The organism is Candidatus Litorirhabdus singularis (assembly GCF_026262625.1).
In the GTDB taxonomy this organism is placed as follows: domain Bacteria; phylum Pseudomonadota; class Gammaproteobacteria; order Pseudomonadales; family Halieaceae; genus Litorirhabdus; species Litorirhabdus singularis.
The window spans coordinates 1,273,996-1,291,335 of record NZ_SHNN01000002.1; the positions used below are offsets into that span (position 1 = coordinate 1,273,996).

General features: G+C 51.1%; 12 protein-coding genes. 3 read left to right on the plus strand and 9 right to left on the minus strand.

From position 1 onward, the window contains the following. Positions 1 to 300: 300 nt before the first annotated feature. From EYC98_RS14310 to nadE, 7 genes are all read right to left on the minus strand, one after another. Positions 301 to 2,874, minus strand: coding sequence for a TonB-dependent receptor plug domain-containing protein (locus EYC98_RS14310; protein WP_279246020.1), 2,574 nt, complete (start codon positions 2,872 to 2,874; stop codon positions 301 to 303). Between the two features lie 315 nt (positions 2,875 to 3,189). Next, positions 3,190 to 3,813 (minus strand): LysE family translocator, encoded by a 624-nt coding sequence (locus tag EYC98_RS14315; RefSeq protein WP_279246090.1) that lies wholly within the window; start codon positions 3,811 to 3,813, stop codon positions 3,190 to 3,192. Between the two features lie 157 nt (positions 3,814 to 3,970). After that, complete coding sequence (locus EYC98_RS14320) at positions 3,971 to 5,380, minus strand: DUF2130 domain-containing protein (protein WP_279246021.1); 1,410 nt, start codon at positions 5,378 to 5,380, stop codon at positions 3,971 to 3,973. A 178-nt stretch (positions 5,381 to 5,558) separates the two neighbouring features. After that, complete coding sequence (locus EYC98_RS14325; RefSeq protein WP_279246022.1) at positions 5,559 to 5,828, minus strand: hypothetical protein; 270 nt, start codon at positions 5,826 to 5,828, stop codon at positions 5,559 to 5,561. A gap of 361 nt (positions 5,829 to 6,189) precedes the next feature. Further along, a complete protein-coding gene (locus EYC98_RS14330) occupies positions 6,190 to 7,425 on the minus strand; it encodes a sulfotransferase family protein (RefSeq protein ID WP_279246023.1) in 1,236 nt (411 codons plus the stop codon). 114 nt (positions 7,426 to 7,539) lie between these two features. After that, entirely contained in the window at positions 7,540 to 8,421 is an 882-nt protein-coding gene (locus EYC98_RS14335; RefSeq protein WP_279246024.1) for a hypothetical protein, read from the minus strand. Between the two features lie 231 nt (positions 8,422 to 8,652). Continuing rightward, positions 8,653 to 9,477 (minus strand): ammonia-dependent NAD(+) synthetase, encoded by an 825-nt coding sequence (gene nadE / locus EYC98_RS14340; RefSeq protein ID WP_279246025.1) that lies wholly within the window; start codon positions 9,475 to 9,477, stop codon positions 8,653 to 8,655. 358 nt (positions 9,478 to 9,835) lie between these two features. Here nadE and EYC98_RS14345 point away from each other — a divergent pair, with 358 nt between their 5' ends. Then, positions 9,836 to 10,450, plus strand: coding sequence for an outer membrane protein (locus tag EYC98_RS14345; RefSeq protein WP_279246026.1), 615 nt, complete (start codon positions 9,836 to 9,838; stop codon positions 10,448 to 10,450). A 142-nt stretch (positions 10,451 to 10,592) separates the two neighbouring features. On the opposite strand, the gene EYC98_RS14350 is transcribed toward EYC98_RS14345, so the two are convergent. Together EYC98_RS14350 and EYC98_RS14355 are read right to left on the minus strand one after the other, a co-directional pair. Then, positions 10,593 to 11,369 carry an SDR family NAD(P)-dependent oxidoreductase gene (locus EYC98_RS14350; protein ID WP_279246027.1) on the minus strand — a complete coding sequence of 259 codons (777 nt, stop codon included), beginning with the start codon at positions 11,367 to 11,369 and terminating at the stop codon, positions 10,593 to 10,595. Positions 11,370 to 11,547: 178 nt separating this feature from the next. After that, a complete protein-coding gene (locus EYC98_RS14355) occupies positions 11,548 to 13,806 on the minus strand; it encodes a TonB-dependent receptor (RefSeq protein WP_279246028.1) in 2,259 nt (752 codons plus the stop codon). Between the two features lie 254 nt (positions 13,807 to 14,060). Here EYC98_RS14355 and EYC98_RS14360 point away from each other — a divergent pair, with 254 nt between their 5' ends. Together EYC98_RS14360 and EYC98_RS14365 are read left to right on the plus strand one after the other, a co-directional pair. Then, positions 14,061 to 14,645, plus strand: coding sequence for a nuclear transport factor 2 family protein (locus tag EYC98_RS14360; protein WP_279246029.1), 585 nt, complete (start codon positions 14,061 to 14,063; stop codon positions 14,643 to 14,645). 185 nt (positions 14,646 to 14,830) lie between these two features. Beyond that, positions 14,831 to 17,329: a N,N-dimethylformamidase beta subunit family domain-containing protein gene (locus EYC98_RS14365; RefSeq protein WP_279246030.1), complete on the plus strand. Its 2,499-nt coding sequence runs from the start codon at positions 14,831 to 14,833 to the stop codon at positions 17,327 to 17,329. Positions 17,330 to 17,340 lie beyond the last annotated feature (11 nt).

A 17,340-nucleotide genomic window follows, 5' to 3' on the forward strand; every position in this document is an offset into this window, starting at 1 on the left:
GTACAGCTTGCCAAGATCAAAGCGCAAGCAATAACCAAGAAAAGAGCCGCCGACCGGAAAACATTGCTACCTGAACACATCATCGACACCCTTACTTATTATTGGAGTTACCATAAGCGTAATTGGCTTCAGGCACCAGAGCGCCTGGCTGAATAATTCACCTATGCCACCGTTGAGAATTATGGGCTGGAGACCCAGAGGCTATAGTGCTCAATTTTTGTAGTGCTGCGCCTTGCGCCCATAAAAAATGCCCGGTTGTTTAAGCCGGGCATTTCAGAACTACTCGATGTAACTCAGACTTTAGAATTCAACCGAAAAGCGAGCGTACCAAAAGGCACCGTTAAAGCCATAGGGAGATGTGACCGCATACTTCGCGCCAACGGCATTGAAAGTTCCATTGACTTCATCATCCGGGTACTCATCAAAGATGTTCTCACCACCGACAGTGACCGTGTAATGCTCAGCAAAGGTATAGCGAGCTTCAATATCCACCAAGAAGGTATCGCCGTACGTATGCGCGTCAGAAGCATCTCCTGCACTAAACAGACCGCCAGTTGTTGACCACTCATCATAGTAGTTAAAGCGAACCAATCCGCCGAAACCACCCCGCAGATAGTCAAAGCTCAGTACCGAGTTATTTTCAGGAATCTGGTTTTCCAGGTCAAAGACACGGGCCGCATTGATAGCAGATTCTTTAACATCAGAAATTTCCTGCTGATTGTAGTTGTGACGCCAATCAACCATCAGGTTACCCGCGCCGATTTCGAAAGACTTGCTAACGGCTAAATCCACACCGCTCACGTTGCTTTCAAAACCGTTGACGAAGTACTTGGCACCACTGCCCAGCAGTAGATCCGCATTGGGATAGCCCGAGGCGTTGAGGTCGTCTACGTTTTGCTGATTAATGGTGAAATTAGTCAGCGCCAGACGGTCCTCAATAGTGATGTCATAGTAGTCGACGGTAATCGTCCAGCTATCACCAGGGGTCCACACCAAGCCCGCAGTGAAGCTGACGGACTCTTCCATTTCCAGAGGCGCCGAACCCAGCGACATTGCCACCGGATTGCTGACAGGGTAGGTTCCGTCGGGAATCAAGTTGCCATCGGCGTCAGCTGCTGTGGTGATATTCAGCGTGTTCACCTGGCCCGGGGTAGGAGCGCGGAAACCCGTGCTGAAGGTACCACGAAGGGCAAACTCATCAGTGAAGTCATAACGGGCGGAGAGCTTGTAGTCTACGCTATCGTCAAACTCTTCGTAGTCCTCATAACGAACCGCAATCGCTGCAGACAATTGATCGGTAAAGTTGTGCTCTGCATCGACGTACATCGCCCAGCTGTCACTATCCCAGCTGCCGGTTGTTTCATCGAAGGATCCCTGGAAACCATCTGAACCGACGCCGAACTGCGCAAAGGTGGGGCCAACTTCCGTAGAAGCCGCATCGCCTGCACCGATTTTGTACGTCTCACGACGCCATTCGCCGCCGAAACCAAGGTTCAGGCCGCTGTCGAAACTCTGGACAAAATCCAGGTTTACGCCGCTTTCTTCCTGAGTCAAAGTACCTGGCGTAAAGCTGGTGGGTGAAAGAAGACCCAGGCTGGGGTTAATACTGTCACTGAGCGTGTACTCCACTTCGTTCTCGCCATAGCGACCGCGAACATTGTAAGTCAGGCTATCATTGATATCGCCACGACCGCCGACTACAATTTCAAAGTCAGTGATATCCGCTCCAAACAGCGGGCTGTAACCGCCCGGGAACTGCGATGCAATCGGGTTGGTCAGCTCGTAACCGCTGGCGTGAGTGTCATTGGCGGTGATGTAGTCGTCGGGGCTAAGGCCCTGAGCGAGGATCGAATCCACCAGACTCTGCGGCGCAGCATCGGCAAAGCCGTCGCCGTCACTATCGGTCTTCAAAGTGTCACGAGCCGGCAGGCCGGTAGTTGCATTGTTTAGGTCGCCTGGCAACACTGGTCCGCGATAGAAGAACCCGCCTACAGTTTCGCTGCTCTGGTAAGTACCGTGGGAGAACAGCTCAAACTTTTCACTGAACTCGTAAGCCGTGTTGTAAACCAACTTGGTGGATTCAATTTCGGGATCACCCCAACGCTGACCCAGTCCATTGTAGGGAACCAGTTCATCGCCAACGATGTCGCCGACACCAGCTGCGTCTCCACGAGCTTGACCGCGGCTAGTTGTATCAGAATCACCATATTCACCGGTCAGGTTCATGAAACCGTTATCACCCAGCTTGAAGCCACCGTTGATACCAACAGTAACTCGCTCGCCGTCACCGGCGTCATATTCGCCATACTGGACTTTGGCCTTAAAGCCTTCATCAGCATCATCAAGTATCAAGTTCACAACGCCGGCAATAGCATCTGACCCGTACTGGGCTGAAGCGCCATCACGCAATACTTCAATGCGCTTCAAAGCCAGAGATGGAAAGGCGGAAAAATCTACGCCCTGTGAACCCTGGTTAATGGTGCCCAGTGGCGCCGTCTGCAGGTTAACCAGTGCAGAGCGGTGACGACGTGTGCCGTTGACCAGTACCAAAGTATGGTCAGGAGACAAGTTACGCAGCGTTACCGGACGTATGAATGCCGTACCATCAGCAATAGGGAAACGCTGTGTGCCAATAGAGGGGGCGATCTTACTGAGCGAATCAGTCAAATCGAAAGCTGCTTGATTTTGTACCGCGCCGCCACCAATAACATCAATGGGTGACAAGGTTTCCGTGGGGGACAAGCCCAGCTTTCGAGTACCGGTTACAACAACTTCTTCCAGGGCTACATCTTCTTGCGCAAAGCCTAGCTGAGCCGTCAGTGGGAGTGTGGCCAAAATAGCACTGGCCATAACAGATTTTTTAAAGAGGTGCATGATTCCTACCTTTGTTTGGGTGTGGGGTATGCTTTTTTGTTTAAACAAAAATTATTATGAAAAACACCCCGCAATTTTAGCCTGCGCCAGAATGGTGCGCTTTCAGCCATTGTGGGAATAATTCACAGTATTGTTATTGAGGTAAAAGACTCACCAGACTATGAAGCGTCTAAATAATGCTCCGGTGTGCACTGCATAAAGGCGACATTTACTACAATACCGTAGGATCAAAGCCGTATTTGAAGCCTGCTAATATTTGAATGCCAGCTCGCTTTTCCTGCCCTATGCCTGCGGAAGCGAATTTACGCAGCTGTGTCATAGATAAAATGCAGCCATCACAGCGTATTCTCTAACCAACTCATAGGCTATGGGTGCAATTGAAACCAACAGCAACAACGCCATACAGATATTAAACAACCTCTGATGCAATGGGTCTCTAAGTAGTTTCTTGAGCCAAACACCAAATACCAGCCAGGAGCCAACGCAAGGAAATAACACGGCGAAAAAGACCGCCGTTATTAGAAGAACCTGCGCATATATATCTTCGCCTGCAGAGGTATAAGTGGCTACCGCCCCGGTCGCCATGATCCATGCTTTCGGATTGACCCATTGAAACAGCACCGCCTGCAAAAAAGATAGCGGTTTCCGCTCTGCCGAATCCAGAGCCTGTGGCGCAGAATTAGCGATTAGCCACGACAAATAGATTAGGTAAACAATACCAACTACCTTAATGACTTCATGGAACACGGGGTATGCCTCGAAAATGAAGCCGAATCCCAAGCCCACTAAGGCCACCATTGCCGGAAAGCCCAAACAAATACCAAAATAATGGGGCAGGCTACTGCGTATCCCAAAATTAACCCCGGACGCCATCATCATAATATTGTTGGGTCCAGGCGTAATTGTGGCCGAGAAGGCAAAAATAACTATTGCAAACACAAGCTCCAAGCTCTGATTTCTCCTTACGTGATCTAACACAGCCGAAGGGGCGAGTTGCGGTGAGTCTAGCGGTACTTTTTGTACGCCAGCTTACTTTCTTCCGGGTTCAAGCTAGAGCTAAAACATGAAGTCATCTGATGGCTGATCTGCAGATTTCCTATTCATCATTGGTGGAACTCTGATCAGACAGCTCATCAAACTTGGCCGCCATGGTGGGATTACCCCGCGTCAGTTTCTTGATCGTCACATCCTGTGCCTTGTTATTGGCAAGACGCAGATTTCGATCAGTGCCCAATAAAGCGTCCTTGGTTTTTTGCAGGTGGTCTATGGATTTATCGATCTCATCAATGGCGGTTTGAAACTTTCTGGAGGCCAGCTCATAGTTTTTTGCAAATGCGGTTTTGAAAGTATCAAGGTCACTTTCAAAACTGGTGATATCCACATTTTGGGCTTTAACCAGCGCCAGCTCTGTCTTGTATTCAAGCGACTTCATCGCCGCGTTACGTAGCAGGGTAATGATAGGAACAAAGAACTGCGGGCGCACAATGTACATCTTCGGGTAGCGGTGAAAAACGTCTACGATTCCAGTGTTGTAGAGTTCGCTCTCTGGTTCCAGCAGGGATACCAGCACCGCGTACTCACAGCCCTTTTCTGCGCGATCTTTATCCAGCTCTTTCAAAAAGTCCTCATTCTTCTTTTTAGTTGCCGTTGTATCGGTTTCGTTCTTCATTTCAAACATAATCGAAACGATCTCGGTACCTGCCTCGTCATTATCGCGAAAAATGTAATCGCCCTTGCTACCCGCACTGGCGTCGTTGTCTTTCTCGAAGTAGGCTCTGGGAAACGCTGTCGCTCTAATGCGGTTGAATTCCGTATCGCAGTGCTGCTCCAGGGTCTCGCCTACCATCTTGGTCGACAGACGAGCCTTCATGTCGCGCAGACGCTCTATCGCATCGTCACGATCTTTGATTTGCGTCTCATACTTGTCCTTGAGAGAATTTTCGGACAGCTCCTTTTCAAGCTGCGCTCGCTGAAGGCCACTATTGAGCTCATCCCGCTCCTTCTCCACCGCGCTCACCGCCTCTGTAATGGCCAGCTTATGCACAACTTCAGTATTCCCCAGCCTCGCCTTCAATTCTTGTATCTCTGCGTCCTTGGTCGCAGCGGTTTCCTGAAGCTCCTTGGCCAACGTTGTTTCGGCGAGCCTGCTCGCGGCCTGATTGTCATGCTGCGCCTGCTTGAGCTGATTGGCGAGTGCGTCGCGCTCTCTCTCCATGTCGCTTAACGCCTCCGCGACAGCCAGCTTGCGAGCTACCTCCCCCGCATCAAGCTCGGCCTTCAATCCCTGAATCTCGGCGTCTTTGGCCGCGGCAGTCTTTTGCAATTGGCTGCTGACTTCGTTCTTGGCCAGCTCAATAGCTGTTAGCTTGTCCTGTTCGGCCAGCTCAAGCCTGTCGTGTAACTGCTGATCAAACTCACTGTCGCGAACCTGCTTGAGAATATCGGCATACCCCGCCTCATCAATCTGGAAGGCCTTGTTGCAGTGCGGGCAAATGATTTCATGCATGTTTGCTTGTGTTCCTTGTATAGCGAGCTGCGACGGCTAAGGCACGCTGGTTCTGCGACTGGCCTTGGCACGATTCCTGTACTGAATGAGCTTAGCCCTAGTAAAGACCAACCGCTAGCAGGACTAGCGAATCGGATAGAAAAATCGTAGCTGAGTTTAGCGATGACACCACCCGGGCTCAGCGCGTGCGCCAGCTGCTCGCCGAGTGAGGGTCGGGTTCAATCCCAGCACTTTTCCGACACACCACTGCAACACGTTTTGCCACTATTTCCGTATGTGCGGCAATGGCATCCACATGCTGCGAATTGGCAGCGCCCTGCTCTCTGGCTTCCCGCAGAAACTTGAGAATAACACCCTCCTGGACCTTGAACTTGACCCAGCGATAAAGGGCAACATGGCCGGCAACCGCCACCAGCACTACAAACGCTATGGTAAGTTCTGATTTCACCTTAATCCTGTTGGCACTCGTGCGGCACTGTAGGTGGGTCTAGATGTGGGGCCGAATTCATTCGGAGAGATTATTACAGGAGCAAGGCCTCTTGGTCGAACAAATTCGACCCCACAGCTCGCCCACCATTACGACCCTCGCCCTTTTCCTGCCGCCCTTGGCATACTCCCAGACAATAAAAATAACAAAAAGCAGTAATATGGCCGAAATCGAATGCATGATGATACCGCTGACTGGGAGACTCTCTTCTACTCAATTCGCCGTCGCTTTCTTGTTTTCGCGATAAGCAGCACAGCGCGGCCCATAAGGACAAACCGATCTGTTAGAGAAATGAGCACGTGCCAAACCTAATCTCCATTTTTCAAAGATCAAAACGTCGGCAATAATCCGCAAACAGCGAACCGTGTTTCTCCTGCGTTAAGCAGAACTGTTCAGGTGTGTAGCGATGTTCGCCATGCTTATCCCGCGGCCGCTGGCTTAGATAGCTCTCCATCGCATTGCGTACGGTATCGGTGAACTCAAAGCCAAAATGACAATACAGGTCTTCGATGACTTTAAGTGGTGCCGCAATCATATCCTCAAACTTTACGTCAAAGATTCGACTATCTTCGTCGGTGAGCGCCGCCCGCTGCTGCATTCCCAGCTTTAGCATTTCAGAGAAGTATTCCGCTTCACCCTGCGCGATAGCGACCGGGTCAATGTCATCGCTAAAAGCGCTGTGCAGCGTGCACGATAGACTAGCAATTGATGGCAGCACTTCCATTGGCGCTCTATGCGTTTGTACAATCGCCGCATCCGGGTACTGCTTGATCAATACGTCAAGATAGGCAAGATGCGGGGGCGTTTTTAGCACCCAGCGCTGCTCCATGTAATCTACCTGCATATGCTGCAGAAACTGCTTGTGCCACTGGTAGGCAGCGGTCATATCCTGATGCAGGGCCCAATGACGGTATTCAGGGATGTGGAAAGTAACTCCGAACTGGTCAGAGAGAAAATGGGGAGCCAATAGCGCCACACATTCTTGTGGCAACTCTGCCCCCATTGCGTGAATCGCTTGGAACCCTGGAGCCAACAGCTCCAATTTCTGCACGCCTTTTTCCACCTCAGCAATGCGCGGATCACGATGATAAGTTTGGCGCTGCGCAGGGGGTATCGGATCTGCAACCTCCCAGGTACTGGGGGCTCGGTGCGCTGGGTCTTGAGCCAATAGCTCATACAAAATAGTGGTACCGGTGCGCGGTAACCCCAGAACGAACAAGGGCCGGGTGATTTTTTGCTCGGCTATTTCAGGTCGCTGTTTGCGATACTCAATCAGGTTCAAACGCAGTGTTAGGTTCTCCATCAACAAGCGATGGACCCCAATCCGGCCCATTTGCGACAGATTGGCTTCATGTTCCAGCGATGCGGCAAGTTTCTCCAGTGCCGGAATAAAGCTTTCATCACCGAAGTCGGTTAAGCCCGTCTTTCTCCTTGCCTGTAGAATGAGTGCGGCGGTGGGCAGTAATGAGGGCCTTTGAATCCCCAGTTTACTCAAACCGCGCCCCATTCGATTAAGGAGTTTTATAGCCGTGGGTTGATTGGGAGAAGGATATTGCATGTGAGCTGTTTTCCTAAACTGTTTCCGGTTCGATAACAAAAGCTAGCGTATCACCGATTGTGATTGGAAAGAGTTAGGTGAGGTTTAGATTCTCACCGCTATTGATTATCAACGCTAGCGATCATCATATGCGGTGTCATGACGTGCCATAACGTCCGACGCCATTGTCTTCAGGTCGGTGATAAAGTCTGGATCGTAGTCATAGCCGCTAAGATCAACATCAAAGATGGCCTGCAACCATACCAATTGACTCAATTCGACCAACATCGCCTCTGGGTGACCCAGTTGATCTCTATAAATGCCCAATTTTTCGTCACCGGAAATCAAGGCCTCTACGTCTGGCAGGTTGCCCTGGTCATACAATCTGTAGAGCTCTACCGCTCCATCACCGTAGGGAATACAGTAAAAAACATTGTCGGGGTATGCCGTTCGTAAAGCATCGATAAACGCACTATGAAATAGTGCATGGTTGTCCACCGCAGTGGCTTCGTAGGCATCGAAACCTGAACGTGCGGGCCCAGTTGGCCAGGGCAAAGCGATAAAAAATTTTGTCTCTGGATTCTGTGCCAGCGCGTAGTCCACCCAGTTCGTATAGCCCTCCAGACCGAGGTAATCACCGTGAATGGTCATACCAAAGAGATCGATATCTCCAGCGTCCAATATCGCCTGTATTTGCGATCTTTTGTCAGGCTGTAGCCAGAGACCCTGAGGTGATCCGGTGCCGCCACCTGAAAACACAACCTGCTGGGTGTGATCCTCAATGCCAATGCGCTGAACATGAGATGGCATACCTTCAGCAACCGGCTTAAAGAAGCTATGACCGATGAAAAGTGCGTTATAGCCAAACCCAACCGGTGTATTTTCAGGCGGTTGAATAACTGGGGTTTCTGGAGTTTCTGGAGTTTCTGGAGTTTCTGGGGTTTCTCCCACATCACCGGCGTCGATGTCGTTGCCACTACCACCCCCACCACAAGCAATAAGTAGAGACGTAAGCATAGCGGTGATTAGCGCTTTGCTTAGCTGCGCTTTCAATTGACAATGTGTGTTCGTAATAAAAATCTTTACTCCTTAGATCGCATATTTTGGCGTTAGTCTACACTCAGCGCCAGCTACTGGTAGGCGCGTGGGTCCGAATTCATTCGGGCAGATTACGCCAGCCGCAGAGCCTATTGGTCGAATAAATTCGACCAATAGGCCTTGTGTTCCATAGTCCCTAACAGCAAGGCATTAATCATAAATTGTGGGTATTGGAACCCGCTTGTGTTGAGTCTTGGTAAAGATCTCAGTGAGCTTCTTCGCAATCTGCGGGTCTACCGACTTTCCTTCAAGAAAATCATCGATCTGGTCATAACTCATTCCCAGCGCCTGTTCATCGGACTTTTGGGGTGACAAGGATTCCAAATCTGCGGTCGGTGCTTTCTGCATTATTTTGACAGGTGCACCTAAATGACTGGCAACTTGTCTTACCTGGCGCTTGTTCAGGCCGAACAATGGCGCAAGATCACAAGCCCCATCACCATACTTGGTGTAAAAGCCGGTGATATTTTCGGCTGAGTGATCGGTCCCCAACACTAAGCCATCCAGCATCCCTGCAATTTCATACTGGATAACCATCCGTGTGCGCGCCTTCACATTACCTTTCACAAAATCTTGCTTGCTATCACTGGCAACCAACAAACCACTTTCTTGCATTACCTGGCAGGTCTCACTATGAATCGCGTCTGCGCCTGGCTGCACATTGACCGAAATTGACTCACTGGGCTGAATGAACTGAATGGATGCCTGTGCGTCATCTTCGTCTGCCTGAACGCCGTAAGGCAGGCGCACCGCAATAAAGCGATAACCCCCCTCGCCTTCACTATTCAGTTGATCGACAGCCAGCTGCGCGAGACGCCCAAGCGTGCAGGAATCAATACCGCCACTGACGCCCAAAATCAGCGTCTTTAGACCGGCAGCTTGTAACTGAGACTTTATAAAACTTACTCTCTGAACAATCTCTGCTTCAACATCGATCTCTGGCAACACGCGCATTTCAGCGATAATGGACTGCATGACTTCAACTCTGTGAGGGTAAATGGACTTTGATGATAATTAATTTCGCCGGCAAATTCAGCCAAAACCTGCAGCTAGACACTGGTTTATCAGGACAAACTTGTTTATCGCCGCAATCCGAACATATGTGAGTGTCATATAGGAGGCTGTGGCTAGACCAAACCGGCCCAAAATTGTCTACGCCACTGGTTTGTGCCTGGCGATCAACACGCCTGCCGGCATGCGGTAAAACCCGAATTTTGAAAGATTAGAAAACGCACGCTCATCATACCCGCAGAGCCCTCACACAGGTGGCATGCGGCGGATGCTCCAGTATAGTATGTGTCCATAGCAGTTACCTTGAGATCGAAAAATCCACATGAAATACATTTTCCCCTTATTGCTATTCGCCTGCGTGACGCCAACTGCTTTCGCCGCGGATCTAACTATATTGGCGGGTTATCAAACCAACCCGGATTTCAAGATCAGCGCTGTCGGCCCTGCTGAAGACGGCGATAACTTTGACGACCTGGCCTTAGATGACGGTCCAAGCCTGAGCATCGCATGGGACTTTGTGTTTAAACGCAACCCCGACCAGCGCATTGGATTTTACCTTAGTCACCAGCAAACTGATTTTGACACCGCCGATCTTGGTTCTGATACAGGCATGAAAATAACCCACGTGCACTTCACCGGTACCAGTTACTACCCCAACGGAAAAATGGAGCCTTTTGTGAGTGCCGGCGTAGGCGTTGGAATATTTGCGCCTGAAGATAGCGACCTTTCAAGCGAAACCAAGTTCTCCGCCCAGATTGCAGCTGGGACTAACTACAAGTTTACGGAGAACCTATTACTGCGCTTTGACATACGTTGGCTGCCGACTTTCTTCAATGGTTCTAGCGCCATATTTTGCAACGGTGGCTGCGTGATAAGAGCTGAATCGGACACTTACAGCCAGATACAAGCCAATATTGGTCTGATGTTTCGCTACTAAACCCATGGCAGTTCATCAACTAGCAAGAAGTCCGGCGGCCCTGGTGAATCCGGCGGAGAACCGGGAACGCTGCGACGCAGAGTGCTTAATAGTTGAGACGCCCCACTCGTTTCGACCACATATGCCGTTACGGGCCTGGGTCTTACTGGCGTTGTGAGGAAATATTCCCGCCGTCCACTACCAGTTCGGCAGCGGTGATATAACTCGCTTCAGAGGACATCAAAAAACGCACCGCACTGGCTACTTCGGCTGAATCACCCAATCGCCCTAGCAGTATATGCCGCTTAAACGCTTCCAGCACCTCAGGTACCGCCTCCAAGCCCTGCATCAACATAGGCGTCTCTATTTGCCCCGGGGAAACCGAATTGATTCTAATGCCGTGCATCGCCAGCTCATCAGCCAACGCGCGTGACATGGAAAGTACGCCCCCCTTTGACGCGCTGTAGGCCGGGTTCATCATGTTACCGAGCGTGGCGTTAATTGAGGCAATACCTACCACCGCAGACCCGGATTGGGACTTCATATCTGGCAGAATGGCCTTAATAATAAACGGAAGCGCGCGCAAATTGATATCCAGTACCGCGGACCAGGTCTCTGGGGTTAACTGCTCCAGTGTCGCCACACCGCTTATACCAGCGCCGTGTACCAAACCCCCGATAGGACCCAGGGCCTCGCGGCTGGCTATGACACCGGCACTTATCTGGTCAAGATCTGAGACATCCACGGCCAGGCCAATGGCTTTGACGCTGTGCTCCTGCGCAACAGCGTCGGCGACAGCTCCAGCTTTCCCTGCGTCAAGATCCCAAACCGCCACGGGCCGCCCAACCTGTGCCAACGATTCAGCACAAGCCCTACCTATTCCTGAGGCGGCGCCGGTAACAATAACCGGTGTTGCCGGCAGATAATTGATCGATCTCATCTTGGTATCTCCAGGAATAGTTGGACGGTATCCGTAGCGGTGTACAGAGGACTATACATAGCACAGCCATGTGCTAGCCCTATCAATCCGGAAACGAAAATCCAGCCGCCCTCTCATCCAGCCAAGAATGGCGGATGAGAGAACATGAACGGGGGAAAGCGGTTGTCCCGTCTATTGCCTAGAATGAATACTTGAGACGGACGCCGTAGTAGCGCTGAGAGTTACGGGCGAAGATATTTGCGAGTGATGTGGCGCCGCCGTAGAGCTGGCGCAAGTCTGCAATTCCAGAGCGGTAGTTTTCATCGGTGAAATTGTTGACGAAGGCAGTGACGCGATAACGACCTTTGTCCTTTTCATTGATGCCGATACTGAGATCGCCAACGCCGTAGCTATCTTGCGCGGTTAAAGGATTCTGCAACAGCGAAAAGTTCACCTCATCTTGCCAGACATAGGAGGCATTAACGAAGCCGTAGAAAGGCATACTGCCCAAGTCCGCTTGATAGTCGGCTACGATATTCCACTTCCACTCGGGAGAATTAGGTAAATCACCACCTGAAATATCTTGAGTCCCGTCGATACAGCCGGTCTCTTCAATTTGGCCGTCGTAACAGCTCGCCCCTACCCACTCATCGATGGTCGCGTCGATATAGGAAGCGCCAAAGGTCAACGTGAGATTTTCACCAATCAGCGCTACGCCTTCCAGCTCCAAACCTTTGGTTTCGAGTACACCAACATTGTAGAGGTTGGCGTCAAGGCTGCCATCTTCGGCTATCTGAGTACTCTGAGCCTGATAATCCTCGTACTCGGTCCAAAATGCGGTCAGGTTCAACTGCAGTCTGTTATCTAACAGCATACTCTTGACGCCCAATTCGAATGACTCCGAGGTTTCCGGTGCTACCGGATTGTCCGCTTTGCCTTGATTAAAGCTGCTAGTCATGTCGTAGGCCTGGCCCTTGTAACCTGTCGCTAAGCGCGCATATAACATGGTGTCCTCGCCCAGGAAGTGCTGTAGCGAAAGATTCCCGACGATTTCCGAGTCACTATCGCTCGCAGATATGGGCGCGTCTGGACTTGATATGTTCTCTACCCAATGAGCCGATATTTCTTCATCGTTCCAGCGCAGGCCGCCGGTAAGACTTGTGGATTCTCCAAAGCGAAGGGTAGCCTGCCCAAATAGCGCCATAGTCTCAGTTCCCGCCGTACCATCCCAGTCGGAGGGAATGATGGGAAGACCCAGATTACGTTCGAAGCTTCTGTCAGTTTCGGCGTCCGCATAGTAAGCCCCAACCAGGTACTCATAGCGGTCGTAGCTAGGTGAGGCCAGGCGAAATTCCTGAGAGAAGAAATCTGTCTCTGTCGTCGACACAGAATAATTGCCGCCGGTAACCGCGCCACCTGTGAAAAGGCCGTAGACATCCACATCCGAAAAATCGACGTCGCCATCATTACCGTACTCCCACTTGTCAATGGCGGTTATGGAAGTAAAGACAAATTCACCAAGACCGACGTTGAAACGCAAGTTACCGCCAGTAGTCTCAGTTTTGTCCTCGGGGCCATCCTCTGAACGAAAGTCGAGGTTTTGGTCAGAGGGGGTAATGCCAGGAGCCACTTCACCGGGAACAAACCCAAAAACGCTCGCACTGGGGTCTAGGTCCAGCCAGGTAAGCGCACAGCAGGTGGATTCGTCTTCTGAATAGTAGGCGGTCAGCACACTCTGGACGTTGTCATTGATATCCCACTGCAACTTGCCACGCAAGCCCTTACTCTTCTCACTGTTGACGTCATCGTTAATGGTCAAGTTGTTGACAAAGCCATCCCTGTCACTCCAGTGCCCGGTTATGCGATAACCCAATGCATCCGTGATCGGACCTGAAACAGAACCCAATATCCGCTCTTCATCGTCGTCTGTCAGCGTCACTTCAACCGACCCTTCAAGCTCTTCAGAAGGTGACTTAGTGACAATACTGAGTACGCCGGCTGATGCACTTTTTCCAAACAAAGTGCTTTGCGGGCCGCGCAGAACCTCAATACGTTCAATATCCACCAGGTTGCCAATAGCCTGCCCTGCCTGAACACTTGATACATCGTCAATCAGCACCGCCACGCTTTGCTCAACACCGACACTGTAAACATCCGTGCCGATACCGCGCAGTCGAAAACTGCTGTTCTGCTTGTTGTCACCCACACCTACGGTCAATGACGGCGTCAGCTTCACCAGATCTTGGGTCTGATTAATTCCAAGGTTTTCGATCATTTCGGAGCCAATGGCTGTAACCGCCACAGGAATATCCTGTGAGCTCTGCACACGCTTCTGGGCCGTAACAAGAACTTCTTCCAACTGGCGGCCTTGCGCCAGCACGGCTGGAGCAGCGAGTGTTGACGCGAGCGCGACGCTAACGGCAGCTACGAGTGTTTTTTGGTGATGATTACGGTGCATATTCAAGCCCTTTATAGTTTTTTTAATCTTTTGCTGCGCGACATTATGCCGATATTGAGCCGCATATCAATGAGGATAGGTGGCGTCAGGACTCACAGCTGTTGTTATGTTATGTCGCTAAAAGGGAATACTGCGATACAAATTTATCCCCTGTGCCTTCACATTAGGTATTCTTGAGCCCGCAACAACAGGTAGTTTCATTTGCCGATGGCAAACAACATAATAAACCACGCTAGTATTCAGGTAGTAACGCAATGAAGAAACAGGCGACTTTGATCTTTGTTCTGTTGATGCTGCTCGCCAGCAGAGGGTATTCAATGGAGTGTAACAAGGGGCTACTAGAGACTCAGGCGATTCAGCAAATCGAGTATCTCAGACGCTGGTATGCCAACGCCACGGACTTGATTGGGGTTGCTACTCCGCAGTCTATTGCGGAGGGCCGGGCGATCTACCGGCGAATCTTCGCGAAAGAGGCGCAGTTGTATGCGGGCTCCGACGACGAGCCGCGCGTCGGTCCAGAGGCGTGGGCGGAGCTGGTACTTGAGGCTCTCGGAGACTTGGGCCCGACCCAACATCTTATTGGTACGCAGTTGGTAAAAATCAAATCGCTCAAATTTGATGACGACTGTAATATCGTCACTGGAAGCGCCTATATGGAAAGTTATGTGCAAGCATGGCATGAGTTAAAGGATGATAGAGTCTGGTTGTTTCTCGGTACGTATGAGGACGACGTGGGTTACACCTCAGGCGGCGGCTGGCAGATAGAGCGCATGCACCTGCGGCAGGTCTCGGCAGAACGACGATACCGGGATACCGCTGTAGGCAGAGCGGCCGATTAGGCTCCCGATCTCTTGCCGAAAGCGATTCATGTATATCCAGTTTTGACGCGGATCTTGCCAGGTTTCGCATCGGTTAGTCGCGGGAGGCCTAGCTGCTTCCAAGCTCCAGGGTGAACTGTTAGTCTTGATCCAGATTCGAAACCCTTGGCATTTACGCCTCCAAACATTATTGAAAGGAGTAATTCGTGCACCTGAAAAAATTACCGATGGACCTCACACTCGATTTGAAGGGCCTGATAATTTCTACAGTGATCGCAATGTCGAGCGCATCTGCAAGCGCCGGGGACGCAGGCCCTATTGGTAGTAGCATAGAGGCTCCGCGTACCCTTGTTGGGTACAGCAGTGAGCTGTCCGTTAGGCCAGGAGATCCTATCAAGTTTATGGTTAACGCCGTGAATGGAGGCGCCTACGAGGCGGACCTGGTTCGAGTACTCAACGGAGAGTCTCGGTCGATTTATGGCAAATTATTCGAGGTTAAGAAGGTCGATGCCAGCTTTGACGGTGAATATCAGGGTAAGCCTCAGTCTCTCAATCTTGGCTCCTATATTCATGTAGAAAAAACCAAACCGCTGGATAAGCTAAGTAGCTTTACCGTTGGCGCCTGGATTTATCCAGTATTTGATCCCACAGAATTTGTCCCGCCTGACCTGGACAATCCTGACCCCTTTCATCCACCGACGCTGACGATGGCACCCAAGATACTGGATAAGGCCCAGACAATCGTGTCCCGTTTTGATGCGACTACAGCTTCCGGTTGGGCGTTGCGACTGACCCCTGATTTTCAGCTGCAATTTGTAATAGGTGGAGGCGACGGAGAAGTACAGTCCGTGACAATCCCTGACAAGCTGCGCGATTGGGATTGGGCCTATGTGGCCGCGAGCTACGACGCCGAGTCGCAAACCGTATCCGTGCATCTGCGAGAGAAGCCCTATGCTCCAGGTGACCAATTTACTGCACGCAACCTTGTGGCGGCAGGAGCGGTTGCCCCCCCTACCCATTCAGGCCCTCTGCGTATCGCTGCTTCCCGGGGTGGCGCAGGTGCCGCTGCCGCGCCTTTTGAGAAACCGGTTGATATCTTTAACGGCCGGCTCCAGGACATCCGTATCGTCAAAAGCGCACTGACGGCAGAGGATATTGATTTATTGTCGTCAGAAGAAGCACCCAAGAAATTGCGTAGAGGTTTGGTAGCCAATTTTGATTTTGCCCAGAGTATGAAAACTGCGCAGGTGGCTGATATCTCCAGGAGCAAGCTAACCGGGGCTGTAGTGAACCTTCCCAATCGAGCCGTTCGAGGCCGCTTCTGGAGCCCTGGCACCATTAACTGGACAGACGCGCCTGACGACTATGACGCCATCACCTTTTACGCAGACGACCTATACGATGCGCAATGGAGCAGCGATTTTGAGTTCACAATCCCTGCCGATCTGGCCAGCGGCGTATATGCCGCCCGGCTGAAACAGGGAGATTTTGTTGAATATATCAGCTTTTTCGTAGCCGCCCCTAAACATGGACCCAAGGCGAAGCTGGCCTTCTGGGCGTCAGAGTTTAATTATATCGCCTATGCCAACATCTCTCTTGGCGTGACCGCAAAGAAAAATTACCCCAGCCATAACTGGAACGAAGCCGATCTGGAATTTATGGCTGACAATATCGAGTATGGCACCGGAGGGGTATACAACACTCATGTCGATGGTCGGAACTTCGGCTACGGTTCGCGCCTGCGACCCGACCTACAAATGAAGCCCGGAGCAATGACTTACAACTTTGCGGCAGATCTACATATAGTAGCGATGCTCGAACATTTTGATATCGAATACGATGTCATCACCGACGAACTGGTTGATCTCGAGGGTGAAGAACTCCTCAATCAATACACGGCCATCATCAGCTCGACCCACCCAGAGTATGTCACCACCAGAATTGTCGATTCAATTGAGACCTTCACCCAAGGCGGAGGTCGATTTATGTACGTAGGCGGCAATGGCTATTTCTGGTCTGTAGGCAGCCATTCCGAATTACCCGGTGTTATGGAGAGCCGAAATTTCTTTGACATCACTGATCGATATCTCTCCAACGGTGAACGCGGTGGTTTGATGATTGAAACCGGACGTGCATCTGGACCGATTTTCGGGAATGAAATGTCCGCCATGATCTTTAATGGATCAAGCCCCTACCGTCTGCTGGAAGATGCCAGCAACCCGCGTGCCGCCTGGATTTTCGAAGGACTCACGGAGGGTGACGTGTTTGGTGATTACGGTATTGATCGGGTACACGGCGCAGCTGCCGGCTTTGAGATCGACAAATATAATGCTGCCAACGGAGTACCCCGCCACGCCCTGCAACTCGCGACTTCAGAAAAACTCCGGGAAAAGGTTGAGGATTTGAAACTCTCAATGATGCCTCTGTCGATTTACTACCATCCTGAAGACACAGAAGTCCACGGCAAAGCTGACATCGTATTCTTCGAAACGGCGAATGGTGGTGCCATGTTCTCTACGGGGTCTATCACCTGGATGAGTTCGACGCCGGAGAACAACTTTGACAATGATGTTGCTCGTATTACCTTGAATGTCATCAATCGCTTTATGGATCCAACACCCTTTCCGGCTATAGCCGAAGAGGAAGTGGACGACGTTGATCGCCTGCCTGCAAACCCGGAGTATGAACATGCCGATCAGCAATAGCGCTCATCAGA